Genomic DNA, 20,381 nt, shown 5'->3' on the forward strand with positions numbered 1-20,381 from the left:
TCATTAATAGGTAATATCTTCAATAAAGAATAGGTTATTATTACGCTATATATGATGGAAATGGATTGTGGATGGATTGTGGATGGATTACATCCCAACGGTTGAAACCGTTGGTTATGTTTTCTCTAATTGAGATTTTTTTTTATTATCTTAAAATTATCTACATCATCATATTGCAAACATAGCCCAAGGTTTCAACCTTGGGGAACGGATGATGAGAAACGTATTATGGATGGGTTATGAATATATTAATTACGTCCCAATAGTTGAAACCATTGGCTATGTTTTATCATTGGGGGTATTTTTTATTAATCGCCAATTTTTGAAATTGTATCTTTTAGCATCTCAAATAAAAAAAAACATAAAAAAAACTCACTACCTGTATTTGCATACAAATAGTGAGCTTTCAACCAAACGACCAGTTGGTTTTTCTTTCGAAATAAACATCCGACAAATGTAGTGGGCTGTTTAATTAGCTATAATTTCAAAACTTTTATCTTCAATTTTCACAATCGTTAAAGCTTGTGAATAATTTAATAAAAAAGAAACTACTTCTTTTTTAGGTTTTAAATCTTTAGAAGCTAATGCCTTTTTAGAGTAAATTTTCGCCATACTATCAAAATGTTTTATTATAGTATAACGGACTATTACTCAAAATAGTATTAGTTGGTTAAAATAATTTGATGTTTGTCGATTATTTTTCTTAAATTCATTAGGGCATAACGCATTCTGCCTAGTGCAGTATTGATGCTAACTCCTGTAATTTCAGATATTTCCTTAAAACTCATGTCCTGATACATACGCATAACCAAAACTTCTTTTTGATCTTCGGGAAGTTCTTCTATGATCTTTTTTAAGTCTACTTCGACCTGATCAAAGATCATTTTGTTTTCGATTGTCAAGGAATCATCAGACATTACAGAAAAAATAGAAAACTCTTCGGTTTCTCTGTACATTGGCATTTTTTTGGTTTTACGAAAGTGATCTACAATTAAATTGTGAGATATACGCATTACCCAAGGCAAGAATTTACCTTCTTCGTTATAGGAATTACTTTTTAAGGTTTTAATTACCTTAATAAAAGTGTCTTGAAAAATATCATTTGAAATATCTCTATCAGCTATCTTAGAATATATAAATCCATATATCTTAGACTCGTGTCTTTTAATTAATGTCGCCAGGGCAGTTTCGTTGCCTTCGACATAATTTCTCACTAATAGAGCGTCTGGAATATGCAGATCAGCCATAATACTACTTTTTTTTAGTTCTGTTTTAAAATTTGGAGTAATTTTTCTAAAAAGTAGTTTTATATAATAGGCGTATCTTTTGGGTTATGATGTTATGTTAATATTCTGACCAAATTTAACAAATTATAATTTTAAAAAGCAAACAAAATGAAGAATAATTAACAATAAATCGTTAATTTTTGCAGAACAAACTTAATTTTAGGCCTGAAATGATCAAAAAAAATAAAATTCGACACTTTTTTTAACATAAAAAATCAGACATAAATAACTCAATACTAAATAATTAACCTATTTACATCTGACTAATATAGCACTTTTATCGAACTAATGCTTTTTATTGATAAACACGAACATAGTCGATATAAAATTTTTGAGGAAGCACATTATCATCTACTTCAGGACCTCCAAAATTTCCCCCTATGGCCAAATTTAGGATAATATAGAATGGTTTATCAAAAGGCCATGTATCTTCATTTTTTACTTCAGGATTAAAGGTGTATACTAATGTTTGATCTACAAAAAAATCGATTTTATCTTTTGTCCATTCAATTGCATACACATGATACCCTTCTTCGATATTAGGAAAAGGGGTTCTTTTTGTATTAATGGTATTACCGTGACTGTCTTGCGTATGTAAAGTCGTGTATACCATGTGAGGGTCTCTGCCTATGTATTCGAGAATGTCGATTTCTCCTGTTTTGGGCCATTTTACCTCATCGATATTAGCGCCAAGCATCCAGAATGCCGGCCATAAACCATGTCCTAAGGGTAGTTTCGCTCTGGCTTCGATTCGGCCATATTTGAATTCTTTTTTGCCTTTTGTGGTGATTTTTGTCGAGGTATATTTATCGCCTTCTTTTCTGGCTTCTATAACGAGATTTCCATCTTTGAATTCGTGATTTGTTTTGGTATAAATTTGTCTTTCGTTATTTCCATAACCGCACAGATTAGGACATCCGTCGCCAAGTTCGAAATTCCAAAAGGTTTCATTGACTTCTTTTTTATTAAAATTTTCTTCCCAAACTAGTTTTCTTTTTGTTTGTTGTGCAAAACTAAAACTGGTTATCATTAATAATACAATTACTTTTTTCATAAAGTCCTTTTAAAATTAATAAAATAAGAAGGTCAGCCTTAACTGACCTTCTCACCTCATTCTTACTAATTAATTTATAATCTATTGATATACTCTTATGTAATCAACCTCCATAGAAGATTGTGTAAAAGCAGGATCAATATTACCGCCCAGATTACCTCCCATTGCAACATTCAGAATTAAGAAAAAATCGCTGTTGAAAGGCAAACTGCCATCGTTAGGAACAGAATGGATCTGAACATCATCTACAAAAGTTGTTACTGATGCAGGGCTCCAAACTGTTTTATAAACGTGAAATTCTGTTGAAACATTTGGTATCGTTTTAGAACCTGTATTACCTTGTCCTCCTGAATGCCCAGGATAATGCAGCGTACTCAAAATAACATTTTGATTTTTACCTACATGCTCCATAATATCTATTTCTCCACAGGCTGGCCATGGTTTAGTAGCGTAATTCGATCCCAACATCCAGATTGCCGGCCAGGTTCCTACACCTGTAGGAAGTTTGGCTTTTATCTCAACTTTACCATAAGTAAATTTAAATTTACCGTCGGTTTTTAGTCGGGTTGAAGAATAATTAGCACCTCCTGAAGCTTCTTTTTTAGCCGTAATTTTTAGGTTTCCGCCCTGAACGATTACGTTTGTTGCTGAGTTGGTGTAGTTTTGTTCTTCATTATTTCCCCAACCGCTGTCTCCTCTGCCTAGATCGTAATTCCACTTTGTAGCATCAGGCGCTCCGTCTGTATTAAACTCATCAAACCAAACTAACTTAGTATAATCTGCCGGTGGTGCCTGAGTAGGTTTTGTAGTTGTAAATATGTGGTACCATGCCAATGCCGGATTACCACCCATTACTGCTCTTACCACCATTCTGTTGGCTGTTATAGAGATGATTTCGTAAGTACTTTGACCAATATAGTAGCCCATAAATCCACCATCAGAGAAGTTTATTGCCGTTCCTCTGGTTTGTGTTAAATGATCCGGGTTGTTCATTACAACCGATTCTGAAGGGCTTAGCGACACGATTTTTGTTCCGCTTGCATCGTATGCCAAACATGCATCATCTGGTCCGCTTCCGCCTGCTATGCTTGAAAAAGATGAATTAAAGAATGTTGAGCCACCATTATCTAATTGGTATTTGACTACATCACCATCCAGAGAGAATGTTAATACGTTATCATACAAACAACTACTTGCCGGAGATGCTGCTTTTTCGAAAGGTCCTGCTGAATAGTAGTTAGGGAAATAATTTTTGGTTGCATCACCATCGTTTTGCCCAACACCAAGATGTCCTGGTTCTGAAGCTGACCAATACCATTTTTTAGAAGTTCCGCCTGTTAAGAATGCTACGGCTTCAGGATCGCTAAAATCACTTTGCACGGTAACGTCAATTGAGGTATTGGTTTCTATTCCTCCCGTACCTGTTGCAATAACAGTTACGGTATAAGTATTTAATCCCGGTTTGGTAAATCTTTTTTCCATTTTACCCGATGGTACATTTGCTGATGTTCCGTCGCTAAATACATATTTATATGAGATCACATTATTTGCTGTAGCAACAAGTTTTACTAAGCCCGAGCCATCTCCGTTTGGATCTGCATCGCTTTTACCTACAACCTCGGCTTTAATTACAAGATTTGTTGGCGCTTGTAAGTTTCCGAATTTTAAATCGTCTTCCTGACAACCCACCATAAGCAGAATCGTAAGTACGGACACGATATTTATAATTATTTTACGCATGATTACTTATATTTTTAGTTGGATTGTTTAATATCATCAAAATAGTAGGTTTTGCCTGTGCCATTGTTTCCAAAATCAAAGAAAAGTACAACTCTCTGATAATTATTGGCATTTACAATTCCATCAAAATCAAAGGTGAGTTCTTCCCAACCGTTTGCCACTGTTGTAGTAGCATCAATTTCTTTGTTTATACTGGCATCGTTTAAATTCTCTAATTTAAATTTTACTATAATTCCTGCCTGAGGTGACCAGACTTTCATTTTTAATTTTTTAAATGTTGAGAAATTAATCGCTGTTTCAAGCGGTAATGATGAACCTGCCCAAACTTCGGCACCATTATTTTTCGTTAATGCACTTACTTTTGCTGATGTATTAATTCCGGATTTATCAGGATTAGCCACTACTGCTACTGCAGCACCACCAAAATTTCCGTAAGGATAATTTAATGTAGCCGATTCGAATGTTAATGGTAATACCAGAGATTCTGCTCCTGAGGTTAACTGAATATCGTCATAGTAATAATCTACTCCGGTTCCTGCATTACCAAAGTCAAAGAAAAGCACTACTCTTTGGTATTTATTTGCATTATCAACAGCTGAGAAATCAAATATCAGTTCTTCCCAGTTGTTTGCTACGGTATTGGTAACATCTACTTCGGCATTAATATCAGGATTGGTTAAGTTTTCTAATTTCATTTTCACCACAATTCCTGCTTTTGGCGACCATGCTTTGATTTTGATTTTTTTCAATGTAGAGAAATTAATTGGTTCTCCTAATTCTAAGAATGAACCTGCCCATACCTCAGCACCTGCCGGTTTGGTTAATTTAGCCACTTTTGCACTTACATTGCTGGCGTCTACGCTAGGATTATTAGCCACAACTGTTGCTACACCTCCAAAAGTAGTAAAGGCATAATTTAGGGTAGCCGATTCAAAATCAACCGGTAATAAAATTGGGTTCGAAATTGTAACAGATTCTGTATGTACTGTTGTTGCTTTTCCTCCGCTTAAAGCGACAACTTTTACTTCGTAGGTTCCGATATTAGCATAAGTATGCTTAATCGTTTCACCTTCCATAAAGTCTACCGGAATTTCATTTGCGGCTTCTCCAAAGTAAACCTGAAAATAGGTTTCGAAGCTTGCCTTAGCACTTACCGATACTGATAAATTATCACCAATTACGTGTGCTAATGTTACCTGCAAATTACTTGGAGCCAAAAATGAAACTGTAACTTCCTGTGTTACTTCGGTTACTTTTCCGTTTATCCCCATTGCCATAATTTTGGCCTGATAAACTCCTTCTTTATAGGTATGCGCTACAGATGCACCTACCGAAAGATAGCTCGATACCGGACTTCCGTCACCAAAATTAATTTGATATTGCGTTACCCCTTCTCCTTTAGGTAAAAAGGTTACTTTACCTGAATTATCCTGAGTAATGGTCGCGAGTGCCGATATGTTTTTTGGCGCTCCTATCGAATCGATATCAACATCGCTGCCATCACTGTCATTAGAGCAACTTACTGTGATTGCCAAAACGAACAGACTTATAATAAAATGTAATTTTTTCATAATACTATTTTTTAATATTGTGGATTTTGCTGCCAGTTTCCGTTTGCGAATTGAATCTCTTCAATAGGAACTGGGAATATTTCATTTTTTCCTGCCTTGAAACCAGCAATTTCCTGTGCTGCTTTACCTGTACGCACTAAATCGAAAAAGCGAATTCCTTCTCCAACAAATTCAAACCTTCTTTCTGACCAGATAAAATCCGTTAAGGCCGGTCCTGAAGCTGAGATATCATGATTTAAATCTCCAAATGCACGTCTTCTAACTTCGTTTAAATAGGTTCTTGCTTTTCCATCGCCTAATCCTCCTCTGCTGTAAGCTTCGGCAGCCATTAATAATACATCTGCATAGCGAATTGCTCTGTAGTTATTAGGGTTTGTAAGATTTTGATCTCCAATATTAGAATCTCCCTGACGTGGTAAATATTTTCTGTTAAAATACCCAGTGTGTTTATATCCCGTACCATAAGTAGCATTATTGGCAGCAGCCCAGGCAACAATATCCAAAATAGCAACGTCTTTACGTTTATCACCTACTTCAAATGCATTGGCAATTTTTGCGGTTGGTACATTAAAACTGTATCCTGAATCAAACACAGGCCCTACATAATTTCTTATTCCGTTAAAACCAACAGCTACGTTACCTTCACTACATTGTAAACAAGTAAAACCTGCTCCTTCTGCATCACTGTATTGTACTTCGAATACTGATTCTTTTCCGTTTTCTCCTGCGTTTTCAAAGATGGTGTTATAATCGGCTACCAATGAATATTTTCCTGATTCGATTACTTTGTCTAAAACTTTGGATGCATCTGCAAATTTATCCTGATACAAATACACTTTCCCTAATAGGGCCTGTGCTGCACCTTTTGTTGCTCTTCCTACTTCAGGGGCATTCGGGTTTAAATTATCGATGGCATAAAGCAAATCAGCTTCAATCGAAGCGTAAACTTCCGGAACTGATGAACGCGGAATCTTTTTCTCGTCACCTAATTTAAACCTCTTATCTCCATTTAACGGAATGCCTCCAAACCATTTTACTAACTCAAAATGATAATATGCTCTTAAAAAATGTGCTTCGGCCAATATTTGATTTTTACCTGAAAAGTCTGTTTTATCTTTAAATTCCAGGATATAACTTGCTCTGTTTACTCCAGCAAACATCCAGTTCCAGACATCTTTTATATTACTGTTTACAGCTGTGTGGGTCATTTCATCTACTTGCTGAAAACCAATTACATCACTGGCACTTTCTCCTCCGGCCAATGTATTATCTGAGGCTATTTCGCCCAATAAAACATTGATATAAGTAGATTGCAGCAAATCATACGCTCCAATTAAGGCATTCTTATAATCTGATTCTGAATTAAAATAATTTTCAGAATCTATTGAATATACAGGCTCACGCTCAACAAAGTTATCTGAACAAGAAACGCTCAAAGCTCCTAAAAGCACGATTCCTAATCCTATATTTATAATATACTTTTTCATTTTCTTGGTTTTTAAAAATTTAGATTTAGTCCCATTGTATAAATCCTTGGAGTTGGATAAAATCCATTGTCGATTCCTGATCCTACAGACGATTGCGAAACATTATCGTCATTTCTTGGCCCTGTTATAGCAGCCGGATCAAAACCTTTGTATTTGGTAAACGTATACAAATTGTTTACCCCTACATACAGGCGAAATTTTGAAATCCCAATTTTATCTGAGAATGTTTTGTTTAGTGTATACCCTAATTGTACGTTCTGAATTCTTACAAAAGAAGCATCTTCTACATAATAATCAGAAAAAAGGTTGTTATTGGTAGCTCCCGTTGTAACTCTGGGAACTGTATTACTTGTTCCTTCTCCAGTCCATCTTCCTAAAACGTAATTAGATTTGTTTACATCTGTAAGCGTACGCTCGTAATTTCTAACCATATCGTTTCCTATAGAAGCATAAGCATAGGCAAGAAAATCAAGATTTTTGTAGTTAAGGGTTAGATTTAATCCCATAATTACGCTTGCAATCGGATCTCCAATATAGGTTCTGTCTTTACTGTCTATGATACCATCACCATTCATATCTTTAAAACGAATATCTCCCGGAGCTGTAGCTGATCCTAAAGCTGCCTGTGATGGATGTGCTGCAATTTCGGCCTGATTCTGAAAAATTCCGTCTGTTTTATATCCGTAAAAATATCCTATAGGCTGTCCTTTTTCCATTCTTGAAGGAAGAAGAGGTTGCCCTACACCAAAACCTCCCGCTTCTGTATAACCCGTACTATTGGCTACTTCTAAAACTTCGTTGTCGATTGTAGTGATATTATATCCGATATTAAAATTAAAATTATCTGATATTTTGTCTTTATAATTAACCGAAAATTCGAATCCTTTGTTACGTACTGAACCTGCATTCATTGTAGGTGAAGACGCTCCCGGAGCATAAACTCCTGTTATTCCAGATACCGGAATTTTTGGTATTAATAATTTATCGCGTGTATCTATAAAATAATCTGCTGTAAAGTCTAACTTATTATTCAATAATCTAAAATCAAAACCTACGTCAAACTTTTTAGCTTCTTCCCATTGCAGTTTAGGATTTGGTAATCCTCCAACTGCTGTTCCGTTTACCAAAGCTCCATTAAATACATAAGTAGCTTCTCCGTCTAATAATCCTGTATAACCATTAAGTCGTATTTGGTCATTTCCTAAAACTCCATAACTTATTCTAAATTTTAAGAAATTTAAAAAGCTGTTATCTTTTAAAAATGATTCTTCAGAAACTACCCATCCTGCAGTAAATGAAGGAAAGTATCCCACTCTGTTCTCTGGTCCGAACTTAGTTGATGCATCTCTTCTAAAAATTGCATTTAAAAGATATTTCCCTTTATAATCATATTCCAGAATCCCAACATAAGAAACTCTTCTTTCATCATAACTATACGATGATACATCGCGACCACCAGCCGGACTTGTTCCTTTTGCAAGGTTGATATCAGCATATTTCCATGAATTATTAGGAACATCAAAACCAGTTGCCCCAAGTCCTGAACCCCAGGTTTTGTAAACTGTTGATACTAAGATTGCTTTGATATTATGATCTCCAAAAAGAGTCTTTTTGTATTCTGCAATAAGGTCAAGCGTATAATCATTATCGTTTACGGTATTTTGAGTAACACTGCTACGGGTAACATCAAACACTTTTCCTCCGTAACTTACTTGTTTCGCAAAGTTTCTGCTAATGCTATTTCCTGTATTAAAACCTATACGAGACGTAAATTTAAACTCTTTGGTGATGTCATAAACAAGGCTAACACTTCCGTTTAGTTTTCTTAATTTATAGTCATTATAAGTATTATCTATTTGTGCCAAAGGATTGATGATTTCTACCCCATATCCTGGTGTACTAGGAACTAATGAATAATTTCCGTTTTTATCGCGCACCGGTAAAGTTGATGGTGTATTGATTGCATTAAAAAGTACCGAACCTAATCCGTTTTCATTTAATGAATCCCTGTCCAGATAAGTATAAATAAAATTGGTTTGTAGTTTGATCTTGCTCGATAAATCAGCCCCTAAAGATAGTCTTGCTGTATTTCTTTTAAAGTCAGATTTTGATCCACCAATAATACCTTGTTGGCTTAAATCTGATCCGCTAAATAAATATGTAATTTTATCTGAACCTCCAGAAATTGAAATATCATTATTAATAACCGGAGCCGGATTAAAAATTTCGTCTTGCCAATTAGTTCCTTTTCCTAAGCCGGAAACATTCGGATAAGGCAATGCTTGTCCTCCATTAGCATAACTTTCGTTTAATAATAATGCATATTCTGTAGCATTAAGCATCGACATTTTTCTTGATGTTTCCTGCGTACCAAAAGAAGAATTAAAAGAAACCTTGGTTTTAGAATTCTTTCTACCCGTTTTTGTTGTTACCAACACAATTCCGTTGGCTCCTAATACTCCATAAACAGCTGCCTGCGCATCTTTAAGTACTGTTATCGATTCGATATCACTAGGATTTAAAATACTTAAATCTCCCTGATAACCATCTATAAATACAGTTGCTGCATTATTTCCGTTTGTAGCAATACCTCTAATATTGATATTCATTGGTGCTCCGGGAGCACCTGATTGCGCTGTAACACTCACACCGGCAACAGTACCTTGCAGGGCTTGTTCTACTTTAAGAGGATGAAGATCCTCGATCGTTTTGCTGGATACCACTGTAACTGCTCCGGTAACATCTCTTTTCTTCCTGCTGCTGTATCCTAATACTACAACCTCATCAAGAGATCTGGCATCGTCAGTCATTTTAACTGTTATTTTGGTTCCTGAAACCGCAACTTCCTGCGTTTTAAAACCTATATAACTGAAAACAATTATAGTTCCTTTTGGAACTCCTAATAATTTAAAAGATCCATCAAAGTCTGTGGTTGTACTTTGTGATGAACTTTTAACTTTTACATTTACGCCCGGCAGAGATAAACCCGAGCCATCTAATACTGTACCGCTTACATCTAAAGACTGCGAGAACGCATAAGATGTAAACAGTATTAGTACGGTTAGTAATAATCTAGATTTCATAATTAGTTAGTTTTTATTGAAAGATAAATTTATCTTATCCGTTTAGGAAAACGATAATTTTAACCTCAACAAAAAACATACATCATAAAAAAATCATAGCTTAATTCAAGATATCTCAAAATACACCCTTATTTAACTATAATTTACGAATGTTAATTTCTTTAACATAAATGCTGCAAAATCACAACAAACCGTTAATGTTGAGGTAATGTATAGTTTTTTAGAAGCTTTTTTTAATTTACTATACAGCCAAAATATATTCGACTAAACCGTTTTCGTGTTGCAAATCCATTTTTTTACGCAAACGATACCTTTTTATTTCTACGCTGCGAACAGAGATATTAAATAATGGAGCGATTTCTTTTGATGAAAGGTTCAATCGCAAATAGGCACAAAGACGTAAATCGTTTGGCGTAAGTAAAGGGTGAAGCTGCTTGATCCTTTTTAGAAAATCTTTATCGGCATTATCAAACGCTTCTTTAAATACATTCCAGGAATCTTCCTCGGTAATGTTTTTGTTTATCGTACTTATAACCGATTTGATATTAGTGCTATCGTTTTGACTCGTCTTTTTTAAATCTTCTTTTATAAATGCCAGCAATTCATTTTTACTGTTCAAGCTCATGGTCGAAACCGCCAGTTCTCTATTTTTATTATCAACGTCCTGAGAGAGCTGCTCGTTTCTGAGTTTCATTAATTGCTGTTCATTTTCGAGTTCTTTAATCTCCAGTAAAAGATTATTTTCTTCTATCAGCTTTTCTTTTTGTTTATGATAATAATTGCGATAGGCTTTGTTTACGAAATACGCCAGAACCATCATTAAAAGAAAATAAATAAACCACGCCAAATTGGTCAAATACCATGGTTTTAAAACTACAAATGTATAGGTCGCAGTATTTTGTAAAATTGTATTGGCATATTTTACCCTTACTTTAAAAGTATATTTTCCCGGAGCTAAATTTTTGAAATTTACTGTAGCTTTTGTGCTCCATTCGCTCCAATCGTTCTGAAAACCTTCTAATAAATACTGATATTCTGAGTTGATGTATTTGTTGTATTCCGGAACGGTGTAATTTAAAGTGATGTTATTTTCGTTTGATTTAAATTCTCCTTCGTCCTGAATCGCGACATTCTTCAGGTTTTCATTTTGCTTATTGATTGTAATATCAGTAATAAAAACGGTATAATTTTTAAAACTTAAATCCTCGATATTCAAGGTATAATAACCATCTGTAGTACCTATTAAATAAGTCGATTTTGAAATTTGCGTAATATTCTCAAAACCCAGCATCGAGTTGGTCAACGAAGACGGAATAGGAATTACATTCTGTTTTAATTGATTACTTAATTTACTGGCCGAAAAATAATGAATGTAGTTTTTAGAAAACAACCAGATTTTGTTCGAATTGTCTACGATTAATTTTCCTGATGTATATTCATCTTTTTCAAAAATAGAACTAAGTAAATTATCTTTTTCGAATTGTTTAGTGTTTTGGTTTAATTTGAAAATTCCGTCTTTGTACGCATAATAAATCGCATTATTAAATTTAACTAAACTTGCATTTTTACCTTTTTTAGGAGATTTATAAGTATAAAATCCACTTGTTCTGGATAAGGTCTGATCTACTTTTAATCTAAAAATTCCTTTGTATTCATGACTTACATAAACATCAAAATTATTGGTGATTTCAAAATAACGCGACGAATAATCAAATCCCTTTATTTTATTTTTAAAAACCCATTGATTGTTTACTTTTTCTAAAACCGAAATTCCGTAGTAATTCCCCTGAAGCAGTTTGTTCTTATTATTGGGAACAGATTCAAATTTCCAGGTTCCTGAACCAGAAAATATACTTCGCGCCGAATCATTTGTAATAATAAAAGTTCCTGAATCATGTCCGCAAAAAAGTGTGTTATCATATACAAAAAGCGACCAGACTTGTCCTTTTGTTCCGTTTATGAATTTGAACTCAGCATTGCTTTGAATACTTTTGCAAAACAATCCCTGATTGGTTCCTACATACAACATACCATTATAACTGGCCGATGCATATACGGTTCCCAGAACTCCGGTATCATCTGTAAAACTATGTACGGGCGAATTAATATTGATGCAATTGATTCCGTTATCCAGCCCCGCCCACAAATTACGATCCTTATCCTCAAAAAGAGACAATGCGGTATTATTGCTCAGCCCCTTGCTTTGCGAAATATGATATTTTAGTTTTCCTGTATCTGATAAAATAAAAATTCCGTTTGAAACAGTTCCCAAAGCAAAACTTCCGTCCTCGAGAAGCTGACTACTATAGACAAAACTCGATTTTAGTTCAGCATCAACATCTGTTGTAAGACGCGCTAGATTACTTCCTGATAATTTATAAATACCGTCTAATTGTGTCTGAATCAGCAAGCCTTCTTCTGTGGTAAATATATTGACCATCGTGAATTTTTTAAGGATTGGATGATCTGAAACTAATTTGGCAACACCGCTTTCTATTTCAAAAAGTCCTTCGTTTAAGGTTTGAAAATAAATGGCATTTTTATTTGCGAATGATTTAACAACACCATTTTTGGGTGCAATGATTTTAAATTTCCCTGTTTTGGTATCATAAATATAAATTCGGTTCAGGGATTGAAATAAAATCCACTGATCGTATTTAAGAATATTCCAGAATTGTTCGTCGTCTAAAATTTTATTTTTGATCGTATCGCTGAGCGAAGTATACTTTAATTTACCGTTTTTTTGCCTCGTCCAATAACCAAAATTCATGTAGCAGCCTGTGTAAATTTTATTTCCAATAACTTTTACAGATCGCATTATGGTTTCATTTGGCGTAGGATATAATTGCCAGTTTGTACCGTTGTATTCTAAAAGGCCATCATTGTTGGCAAAATACAAATAGTTCTGATCGTCCTGAGAAATCATCCAACTTTGATTTCCGGCCCCATATACAGAAGAGGAATATTTAATAATTGGTGGAAACTCCTGCGAAAACAGGATAAAACTCATCAAAAAAAACAGGATAGATATTTTAGTCTTCAATTTTAGCCGTGATATTAATTTATTACAAAAACAGTCCTAAAATAGCTCATTTTATATTGAAATCACAAATTTTTAATAAAATAAAAAACGATTTAGTACACCTCAATTAATTCACCCGTAAAGCTCAGAATATAGAATGTGAAAGTATGTTACGCCCCAATGATCGAAACCATTATCTATTCTTCTCTACTATAGAATTAAATGTAGCTTATGATTTCAGCCTTATGGAAACTAAAGACTACGAAACATGGTAATTATGTTAGAATTTGGAACAATGGCATTAACAAAACTCAATTCAAAATTGATTACTTTTGTAAAAATTGACTTTTTGTATGCAGATTGATCTTTCTACACTCGACCCAAAACATAATATTATAATTAAAGGAGCACAAGTACATAATTTAAAAAATGTAGATGTTGCTATTCCCAGAAATAAACTGGTTGTAATCACAGGTCTTTCAGGATCAGGTAAATCAAGTTTAGCTTTTGACACTTTGTATGCCGAAGGACAACGCCGTTATGTAGAGAGTTTATCATCCTACGCACGTCAGTTTCTTGGCAGATTAGACAAACCAAAAGTAGAATATATAAAAGGTATTGCTCCGGCAATTGCTATTGAGCAAAAAGTAAATACAACGAACGCGCGTTCGACTGTAGGAACTTCTACCGAAATCTACGATTACGTAAAACTTTTATTCGCAAGGATTGGTCGTACTTATTCACCTATTTCCGGACTTGAAGTCAAAAAAAATACTGTTACGGATGTTGTTACAGATGTAAAAGGTATGGAACTTGACAGCAAATGGATACTTCTTGCTCCTATTCATCTTGAAGAAGGAAGAAAACTTGAAGACAAACTAAAAGTATTGTTGCAACAAGGTTTTGCACGTATTCTGGTAGATAACGAAATGGTTCGTTTAGACGAATTTACGCCTACAGAAGTTCATAAATTAGACAATAAAGATATCTTACTAATCATTGACAGGATTGTTGTCAAGGATGAAGAAGAGTTTTATAACCGTCTGGCCGATGCAGTACAAACAGCTTTTTTTGAAGGAAAAGGAATTTGTTATCTTCAGGAAGTAGGTTCAGACAAAAGATTTACCTATTCGAATAATTTTGAATTAGACGGAATTACGTTTTTAGAACCCAACGTTCACTTATTCAGTTTTAATAATCCTTACGGAGCTTGTCCGGTTTGCGAAGGCTACGGAAATATTATTGGTATTGATGCTGATTTAGTGGTACCAAATACCTCTTTATCTGTTTTTGAGAATGCTATTTATCCGTGGAGAGGAGATAGTATGGGCTGGTATAAAGACGAATTGGTAAAACACGCTTATAAATTTGATTTCCCTATTCATAAACCTTTCTTTGAATTAAGCGAAGATCAAAAGGATTTAATATGGAAAGGAAATCAGTATTTTCAGGGGTTGAACGGTTTCTTTAAAGAACTTGAAGAAAAAAATTATAAAATTCAAAACCGTGTGATGTTATCGCGTTACCGCGGAAAAACAAAATGTCATGCGTGTCGCGGAAAACGTTTACGCGAAGAAGCTTCTTACGTAAAAATTAACGGCAAAACAGTTTCCGATTTAGTCGATTTACCAATTAAACATTTGGTTACTTTTTTCAAAAATATTGATCTAAATGTTTACGAAAAGCAAATCGCAAAACGTTTAATGGTCGAAATCAATAATCGTTTATCGTTTCTAACAGAAGTTGGTTTAGATTATCTTACCTTAAACAGAAACTCTGCAACGCTTTCCGGTGGAGAATCGCAACGTATTAACCTGGCCACTTCGTTAGGAAGTAGTTTGGTGGGTTCGATGTATATTCTTGATGAGCCAAGTATTGGTTTACACCCAAAAGATTCTGAGCGCTTAATTAAAGTTTTATTGTCCCTACGTGATTTAGGCAATACGGTTATTGTTGTAGAACACGATGAAGATATCATGAAAGCTGCTGATATGATTATCGATATTGGTCCTGAAGCAGGAACTTTTGGTGGTCATCTTGTGGCTCAGGGAACTTATGATGAAATTCTGCAATCAGATTCATTAACAGCAAAATATTTAAATGGTGATTTAGAAATTTCGGTTCCTAAAAAGAGACGAAAATTTAAAAATCATATTGATATTATTGGCGCCAGAGAAAACAACTTAAAAAATATCGATGTTACTTTTCCTTTAGATGTTCTAACTGTCGTTACAGGAGTTTCAGGAAGTGGAAAAAGTACTTTGATCAAAAAGATCTTGTTTCCGGCAATGCAGAAAAAACTGGAAAATGCTGCTGAAAAAGCGGGTCAGTTTAGCGAAATAAAAGGTTCTTTTTCTCAGATCAAACATATCGAATATGTCGATCAAAATCCGATTGGTAGAAGTTCAAGGTCAAATCCTGTAACGTATATTAAAGCATATGATGATATTCGTGATTTATATGCTAAAGAGAAATTATCCAAAATAAGAGGTTATCAGGCCAAACATTTTTCTTTTAATGTCGATGGCGGCCGATGCGAAACCTGTAAAGGAGAAGGTTCTATAAACGTCGAAATGGTCTTTATGGCTGATGTTTCTTTGCCTTGCGAAACTTGCGGAGGAAAACGTTTTAAAAAGGAAATTTTAGAAATTGCTTTCGATAATAAAAACATCAACGATATTCTAACCATGACTATTGATGATGCCATTGCTTTTTTCGATAAAAACAAACAAGTTAAGATTACTCAAAAGCTTCAACCGCTACAAGATGTTGGTTTAGGATATGTACAATTGGGGCAGTCTTCTTCTACTCTTTCCGGTGGTGAAGCGCAACGTATTAAACTCGCTTCGTTTTTAGTAAAAGGAGCAACAAAAGATAAAGCATTGTTTGTTTTTGATGAACCTACAACCGGTTTGCATTTTCATGATATCAAAAAATTATTAGCTTCTTTTGATGCATTAATAGAAAAAGGACATTCGATCATTGTAATCGAACATAATCTGGATCTTATAAAATGTGCTGACTGGATTATTGATTTAGGTCCTGAAGGAGGAGAAAACGGTGGATATCTATTAGCCGCAGGAACACCAGAAGACATTGTAAAAGAAAAGAAATCTGTTACGGGGATTTATTTAAAAGATAAATTATAGAGGAAAGGTGCTGAGGTACTGAGGTGCAAAGGGACAAAGGTTTTTTACTTTTTATTTTAGAGAACTTAATACTTTGACTTCGCTCAGCCTGACAATAAAATAAAAAATTCCAAATTCCAATGAGTTAATCATTTGGAATTTGGAATTTTTAAATTTTGCGATTTAAATTTGTTAAGCGACTAAACATCGTTCTTCAAAGGGGAAACCATCTTCGTCGATGGCAACTAATACTTTTTTTTGTTTTGATGCCTCAATTGTGAGATAAAGCCATGCAAATGACCACAATCCTAAGGTTAGACAAAAAATAATGAAATTTAAACCATGATTTACCACTTTTCCGCCTTTGGAAAGGACTGCAAAAAGGAATTCATCATTTCTCTCTTCTAATGTAAATCCGTTATGAACTTTGTTTGATATCATATTAGAAAACACCTGTAAGCTCTGCTCCTGACTAAGTCCATTGTTCTTCATAATCATTACGTAAAAAAATTAATCCAAATACTGCAAAAATTATTTCCCGCTTTAACATTTATTGAGCGGGGTAATCCAACCTAATAAACATAATAACACACACTTTTATTGCCTTAAATGAGATCTTTTTTATCCTCTTCAGTAAAGTGTGGCTAAATTCTCAGCTAAAGTTAATTTTTATAAAATTAACTTCAAAACAAATCACTGTTAAATTTTTAAGATTAATAACACATTTTCAACTTATTAGCTTTTATTTTTAACATTAAAGGAAGGCGCATCATAATCATCTTTTAAATAATTTTCAGGAATAGTCGTATTATTTCCGTCGCGTAACGCACTATAATGTGGTGACATGATTTCGATTCCCGCTGCATTAAATGAATCCTGAATGTTTTGATGCAAGGAAGAATAAATTACCGGTTGTTTTGTAGGGTGTTTCGTATACACATTAATTTGGTACGAAACATAAAAGTCATCTAAGCTTGTTTGCAGAACAAATGGCGATGGAGTCTGTTCTATCAGTTCAGTTTTTAGCGCTGCTTCAATCAATGCTTTATGAATGTCTTTCCAGGGTACATCATAACCAATTGAAACAGTGGTATGAATTAACAAACCATTATTAACGTGTTTTGTATTTGAAGAATAATTTGTTGAAGTACTCGATAAAACAGTCGAATTAGGTATCGTAATATCTTCAAATTTTGGCGTTCTTATTCGGGTTACCAAAGCTGTTTTTTCGATTACTTCTCCGCTTACATCGCCAATTTTTATAAAATCGCCAATCTTAAACGGACGCATATAAGTAATAACCAATCCTGCTACCATATTCGCTATGGCATTCGAAGAACCTAATGAAAATAAAATCCCTACAAAAACTGAAACTCCCTTGAAAATTGGAGAATCCGATCCCGGCAAATACGGGAATATTATTACTACCATAAATGCCAACAACAAAAACCGAATTATATTAAATGTAGGCATTGCCCAATCGCTGTAAAAGCCATCAATTTTGATATTCTCTTTTTTTATCTCATCAAAAAAGAAGCGGATTACTTTTATGGTATATTTAAAAATAAAAACAATTACTACGATTGTCACAAAGCTTGGCAGAAAATGAACAAATCCCATTACAGCCAATTTTGCAGGCGTAAGTATCCAACGTAATAAGGTTGTGGTATAGGCTTCTGTGGCAGGGAAAATGCTAAATAATAATGGCAATGAAAAGTAAACAATCAAAACCAACGTAAAACCTTTTATAAAGCTATACAATCGCATAAGCAATCCTTGTTGCTTTTGAGGCGAAAGTATTGTGATGTTATTATAACTAAAACCTTTAAAGTATTTATCGCTGTTTTTAAGAATGTGTAAGCGTATCCTATTGAAAATTTTGCCCACAAAATACAAAACGATTCCAATAATAAGGATCAGTAATGCAGTATAGGCAAGCCTTTTAGGAAGCATTGAATAATTTTCGTTTTGATAAATGACTGCTTTTTTTATTGCGTTCAAATTTCGTTTGGCAATAAAACTGGCAGTTTGATTTTCGGCTTTTGCATCAACATCAAGGATTGACATAATAATGAAATCATTCTTATATATGATATCCTGAGAAATATCCGAAGGAACAACCAAAATAGAATCTTTCTCAAAAAAAGAATCTTCGTATAGTTTTCTAATTTTTTCGGTAATGGCATTTGCCCTGTTTTCGGCAGAAAAAGAACCCACTTTATTATAAACATAAAAAAGCGTATCCTTAAATGGACTTACAGGATAACCTTTTGGTTTTAATTCAGTTGCGGTAGTTTTTGAGGTTTGCAGACTATCTTTTTGACCAAAAGCCAATGAAAAAAACAAAACAATAAAGAATGCTAAAAAACAAATTAATTTCTTTTTCATATTTCGTTAGCAATAAGTGGTTATCCTTCTAACAAATATAGAGACAAAATAGATTCGAATTTAAATTACTTTCTCTTTTCTCAATAAAATCGTACTAAATTTTAATTCCTATTTTTCGCAAAAGCATATCGATTACTTTATTAATATCAGGAGAGATATTAAACTTGTAATTTAAGTAAACATATAAAATCGTTACTAAAAACGATTTTAGCGCGATACTAATCAATTGGAAAAAAGGAAATTCCCAGAAATAAAAGAGTAAAAACAAAGCGAATGTAAGCAAAATCGAGTATACCGTTTGTTTGGTAAACGGATATAAATGAAGTTTTTTTACCACAAAAAGAAGCTTTGCTAAACTGTATAAAGTAATAGACAATAAAGTCGCAAAAGCAGAACCAAAGATTCCGAAAATCGGAATAAAAATCATGTTCAAAACTACTGTTAAAACAACAAGCATTAATCCTAAATACAATACCATTCGGTAATATTTAGTATTAAAAATAATAGCATTGTTATTCCCTAAAATCAAATCAAAATACTTCGATAATCCTATCATAAATACAACGGCTATTCCTCCGCTATATTCTTTAGGAACCAATTCGTATAACTGATTAATATTTACAAATATGCAAAGCATTACAAAACCACCCACCATCTGTAGATTTATTGAGGTCTTTTTGTAAAGCTGATTTAACTCATCGTGTTTGTTCTCGTGCATTAATTTTGCCGTAATTGGATATACAATTTGGTGCATGGCACGACTTGGAACTGAAATTACCAAAGCAATATAAGTAGCCACAGAATAGAAGGCAATATTTTCAATCTGCATATATTGATTCAATATCATTTTATCACCGTCTAAAAGTAAATTGGCAACACTTCCTGATAAAATAATATAAAAAGTATATACTAATATATCTTTTGTATTTGTTGGTATTGTAAACTGAAAAATAGGTTTCTGAATACTAAATGCATATAACATAGTTATTAAGAATGCTAAGAAATATAAAATTGCTGTGGCATATACAAAACCTTCTACACTAAGCCAATCGTAATAAACACCTATTAATAAAAATAATGAAAACAATCTTAAACCTACTTCCTTAACAAAGTTTCCAAAAACGGAATGCATATTTACTCGCAGCCAAGCATAAAAAATTTCAAAATACGCCATACACAATCCTATAAATGGTATTAACCAAATATAACTTTTAACAATGGCATTCTTTTTTGACAAAAAGAACAAAATATCATCATAGAAAACAAGTCCAATTAATAAAAGCGGAATTATCAATAACAGAGGAAACAAAACAGTGAAGGATAAAAAACGTGATTTTTCTTCGTCAGTTTGATATTGTGAATAAAATTTAACCAAAGTATTTTGCATTCCAATCGCAAACAATGGCATAATTACATTTGCACAAGATGTCACATAATTAGTTAAACCATAATAAGTTGCACCTAAGTAAACAGGGTATAAATAAAGTGTGTTAATGGCTCCAATAGCGAAACCAATATAAGTGATAATAGTATTTTTGAAAGACTGGTTTAAAACAATACCCATGTTTTGATTGCAAATTTTAGATTGTAGAGTTTAGATTTCTGATTTTCTACTCTCTATA

Annotated in this window: 12 protein-coding genes; 1 reads left to right on the top strand and 11 read right to left on the bottom strand. The window is 33.7% G+C overall.

Going from position 1 to position 20,381, the window contains the following annotated elements; translation table 11 throughout:
* Positions 1-468 precede the first annotated feature (468 nt).
* The 8 genes from FLACOL7796_RS18925 to FLACOL7796_RS18960 form a co-directional block, all read right to left on the bottom strand.
* Positions 469-612 carry a hypothetical protein gene (locus tag FLACOL7796_RS18925; RefSeq protein WP_165606639.1) on the bottom strand — a complete coding sequence of 48 codons (144 nt, stop codon included), beginning with the start codon at positions 610-612 and terminating at the stop codon, positions 469-471.
* Positions 613-662: 50 nt separating this feature from the next.
* Positions 663-1,247: an RNA polymerase sigma factor gene (locus FLACOL7796_RS18930; protein ID WP_173972342.1), complete on the bottom strand. Its 585-nt coding sequence runs from the start codon at positions 1,245-1,247 to the stop codon at positions 663-665.
* A 334-nt stretch (positions 1,248-1,581) separates the two neighbouring features.
* A complete protein-coding gene (locus FLACOL7796_RS18935; protein ID WP_173972344.1) occupies positions 1,582-2,340 on the bottom strand; it encodes a glycoside hydrolase family 16 protein in 759 nt (252 codons plus the stop codon).
* A gap of 81 nt (positions 2,341-2,421) precedes the next feature.
* Positions 2,422-4,080 carry a family 16 glycosylhydrolase gene (locus tag FLACOL7796_RS18940; RefSeq protein ID WP_173972346.1) on the bottom strand — a complete coding sequence of 553 codons (1,659 nt, stop codon included), beginning with the start codon at positions 4,078-4,080 and terminating at the stop codon, positions 2,422-2,424.
* Between the two features lie 14 nt (positions 4,081-4,094).
* Positions 4,095-5,651: a hypothetical protein gene (locus FLACOL7796_RS18945; RefSeq protein ID WP_173972348.1), complete on the bottom strand. Its 1,557-nt coding sequence runs from the start codon at positions 5,649-5,651 to the stop codon at positions 4,095-4,097.
* Positions 5,652-5,662: 11 nt separating this feature from the next.
* The gene (locus tag FLACOL7796_RS18950; protein WP_173972350.1) at positions 5,663-7,138 is read right to left on the bottom strand and encodes a RagB/SusD family nutrient uptake outer membrane protein; all 1,476 of its coding nucleotides are present in this window, start codon (positions 7,136-7,138) and stop codon (positions 5,663-5,665) included.
* Between the two features lie 11 nt (positions 7,139-7,149).
* On the bottom strand, positions 7,150-10,221 hold the full coding sequence (locus FLACOL7796_RS18955; RefSeq protein WP_173972352.1) for a SusC/RagA family TonB-linked outer membrane protein: 3,072 nt from the start codon (positions 10,219-10,221) through the stop codon (positions 7,150-7,152).
* Between the two features lie 241 nt (positions 10,222-10,462).
* Positions 10,463-13,264 carry a triple tyrosine motif-containing protein gene (locus FLACOL7796_RS18960; protein WP_317168354.1) on the bottom strand — a complete coding sequence of 934 codons (2,802 nt, stop codon included), beginning with the start codon at positions 13,262-13,264 and terminating at the stop codon, positions 10,463-10,465.
* A gap of 332 nt (positions 13,265-13,596) precedes the next feature.
* On the opposite strand from FLACOL7796_RS18960, the gene uvrA reads away from it, so the two are divergent.
* Positions 13,597-16,392 carry an excinuclease ABC subunit UvrA gene (gene uvrA, locus FLACOL7796_RS18965; protein WP_173972354.1) on the top strand — a complete coding sequence of 932 codons (2,796 nt, stop codon included), beginning with the start codon at positions 13,597-13,599 and terminating at the stop codon, positions 16,390-16,392.
* A gap of 171 nt (positions 16,393-16,563) precedes the next feature.
* Here uvrA and FLACOL7796_RS18970 read toward each other — a convergent pair whose 3' ends face one another.
* From FLACOL7796_RS18970 to FLACOL7796_RS18980, 3 genes are all read right to left on the bottom strand, one after another.
* Entirely contained in the window at positions 16,564-16,863 is a 300-nt protein-coding gene (locus FLACOL7796_RS18970) for a hypothetical protein (RefSeq protein WP_065447970.1), read from the bottom strand.
* A 243-nt stretch (positions 16,864-17,106) separates the two neighbouring features.
* The gene (locus tag FLACOL7796_RS18975) at positions 17,107-18,759 is read right to left on the bottom strand and encodes a mechanosensitive ion channel family protein (protein WP_173972356.1); all 1,653 of its coding nucleotides are present in this window, start codon (positions 18,757-18,759) and stop codon (positions 17,107-17,109) included.
* Between the two features lie 94 nt (positions 18,760-18,853).
* The gene (locus FLACOL7796_RS18980; protein ID WP_173972358.1) at positions 18,854-20,323 is read right to left on the bottom strand and encodes a lipopolysaccharide biosynthesis protein; all 1,470 of its coding nucleotides are present in this window, start codon (positions 20,321-20,323) and stop codon (positions 18,854-18,856) included.
* Between the last annotated feature and the right edge of the window lie 58 nt (positions 20,324-20,381).

The organism is Flavobacterium bizetiae (assembly GCF_902804475.1).
Taxonomy (GTDB): domain Bacteria; phylum Bacteroidota; class Bacteroidia; order Flavobacteriales; family Flavobacteriaceae; genus Flavobacterium; species Flavobacterium bizetiae.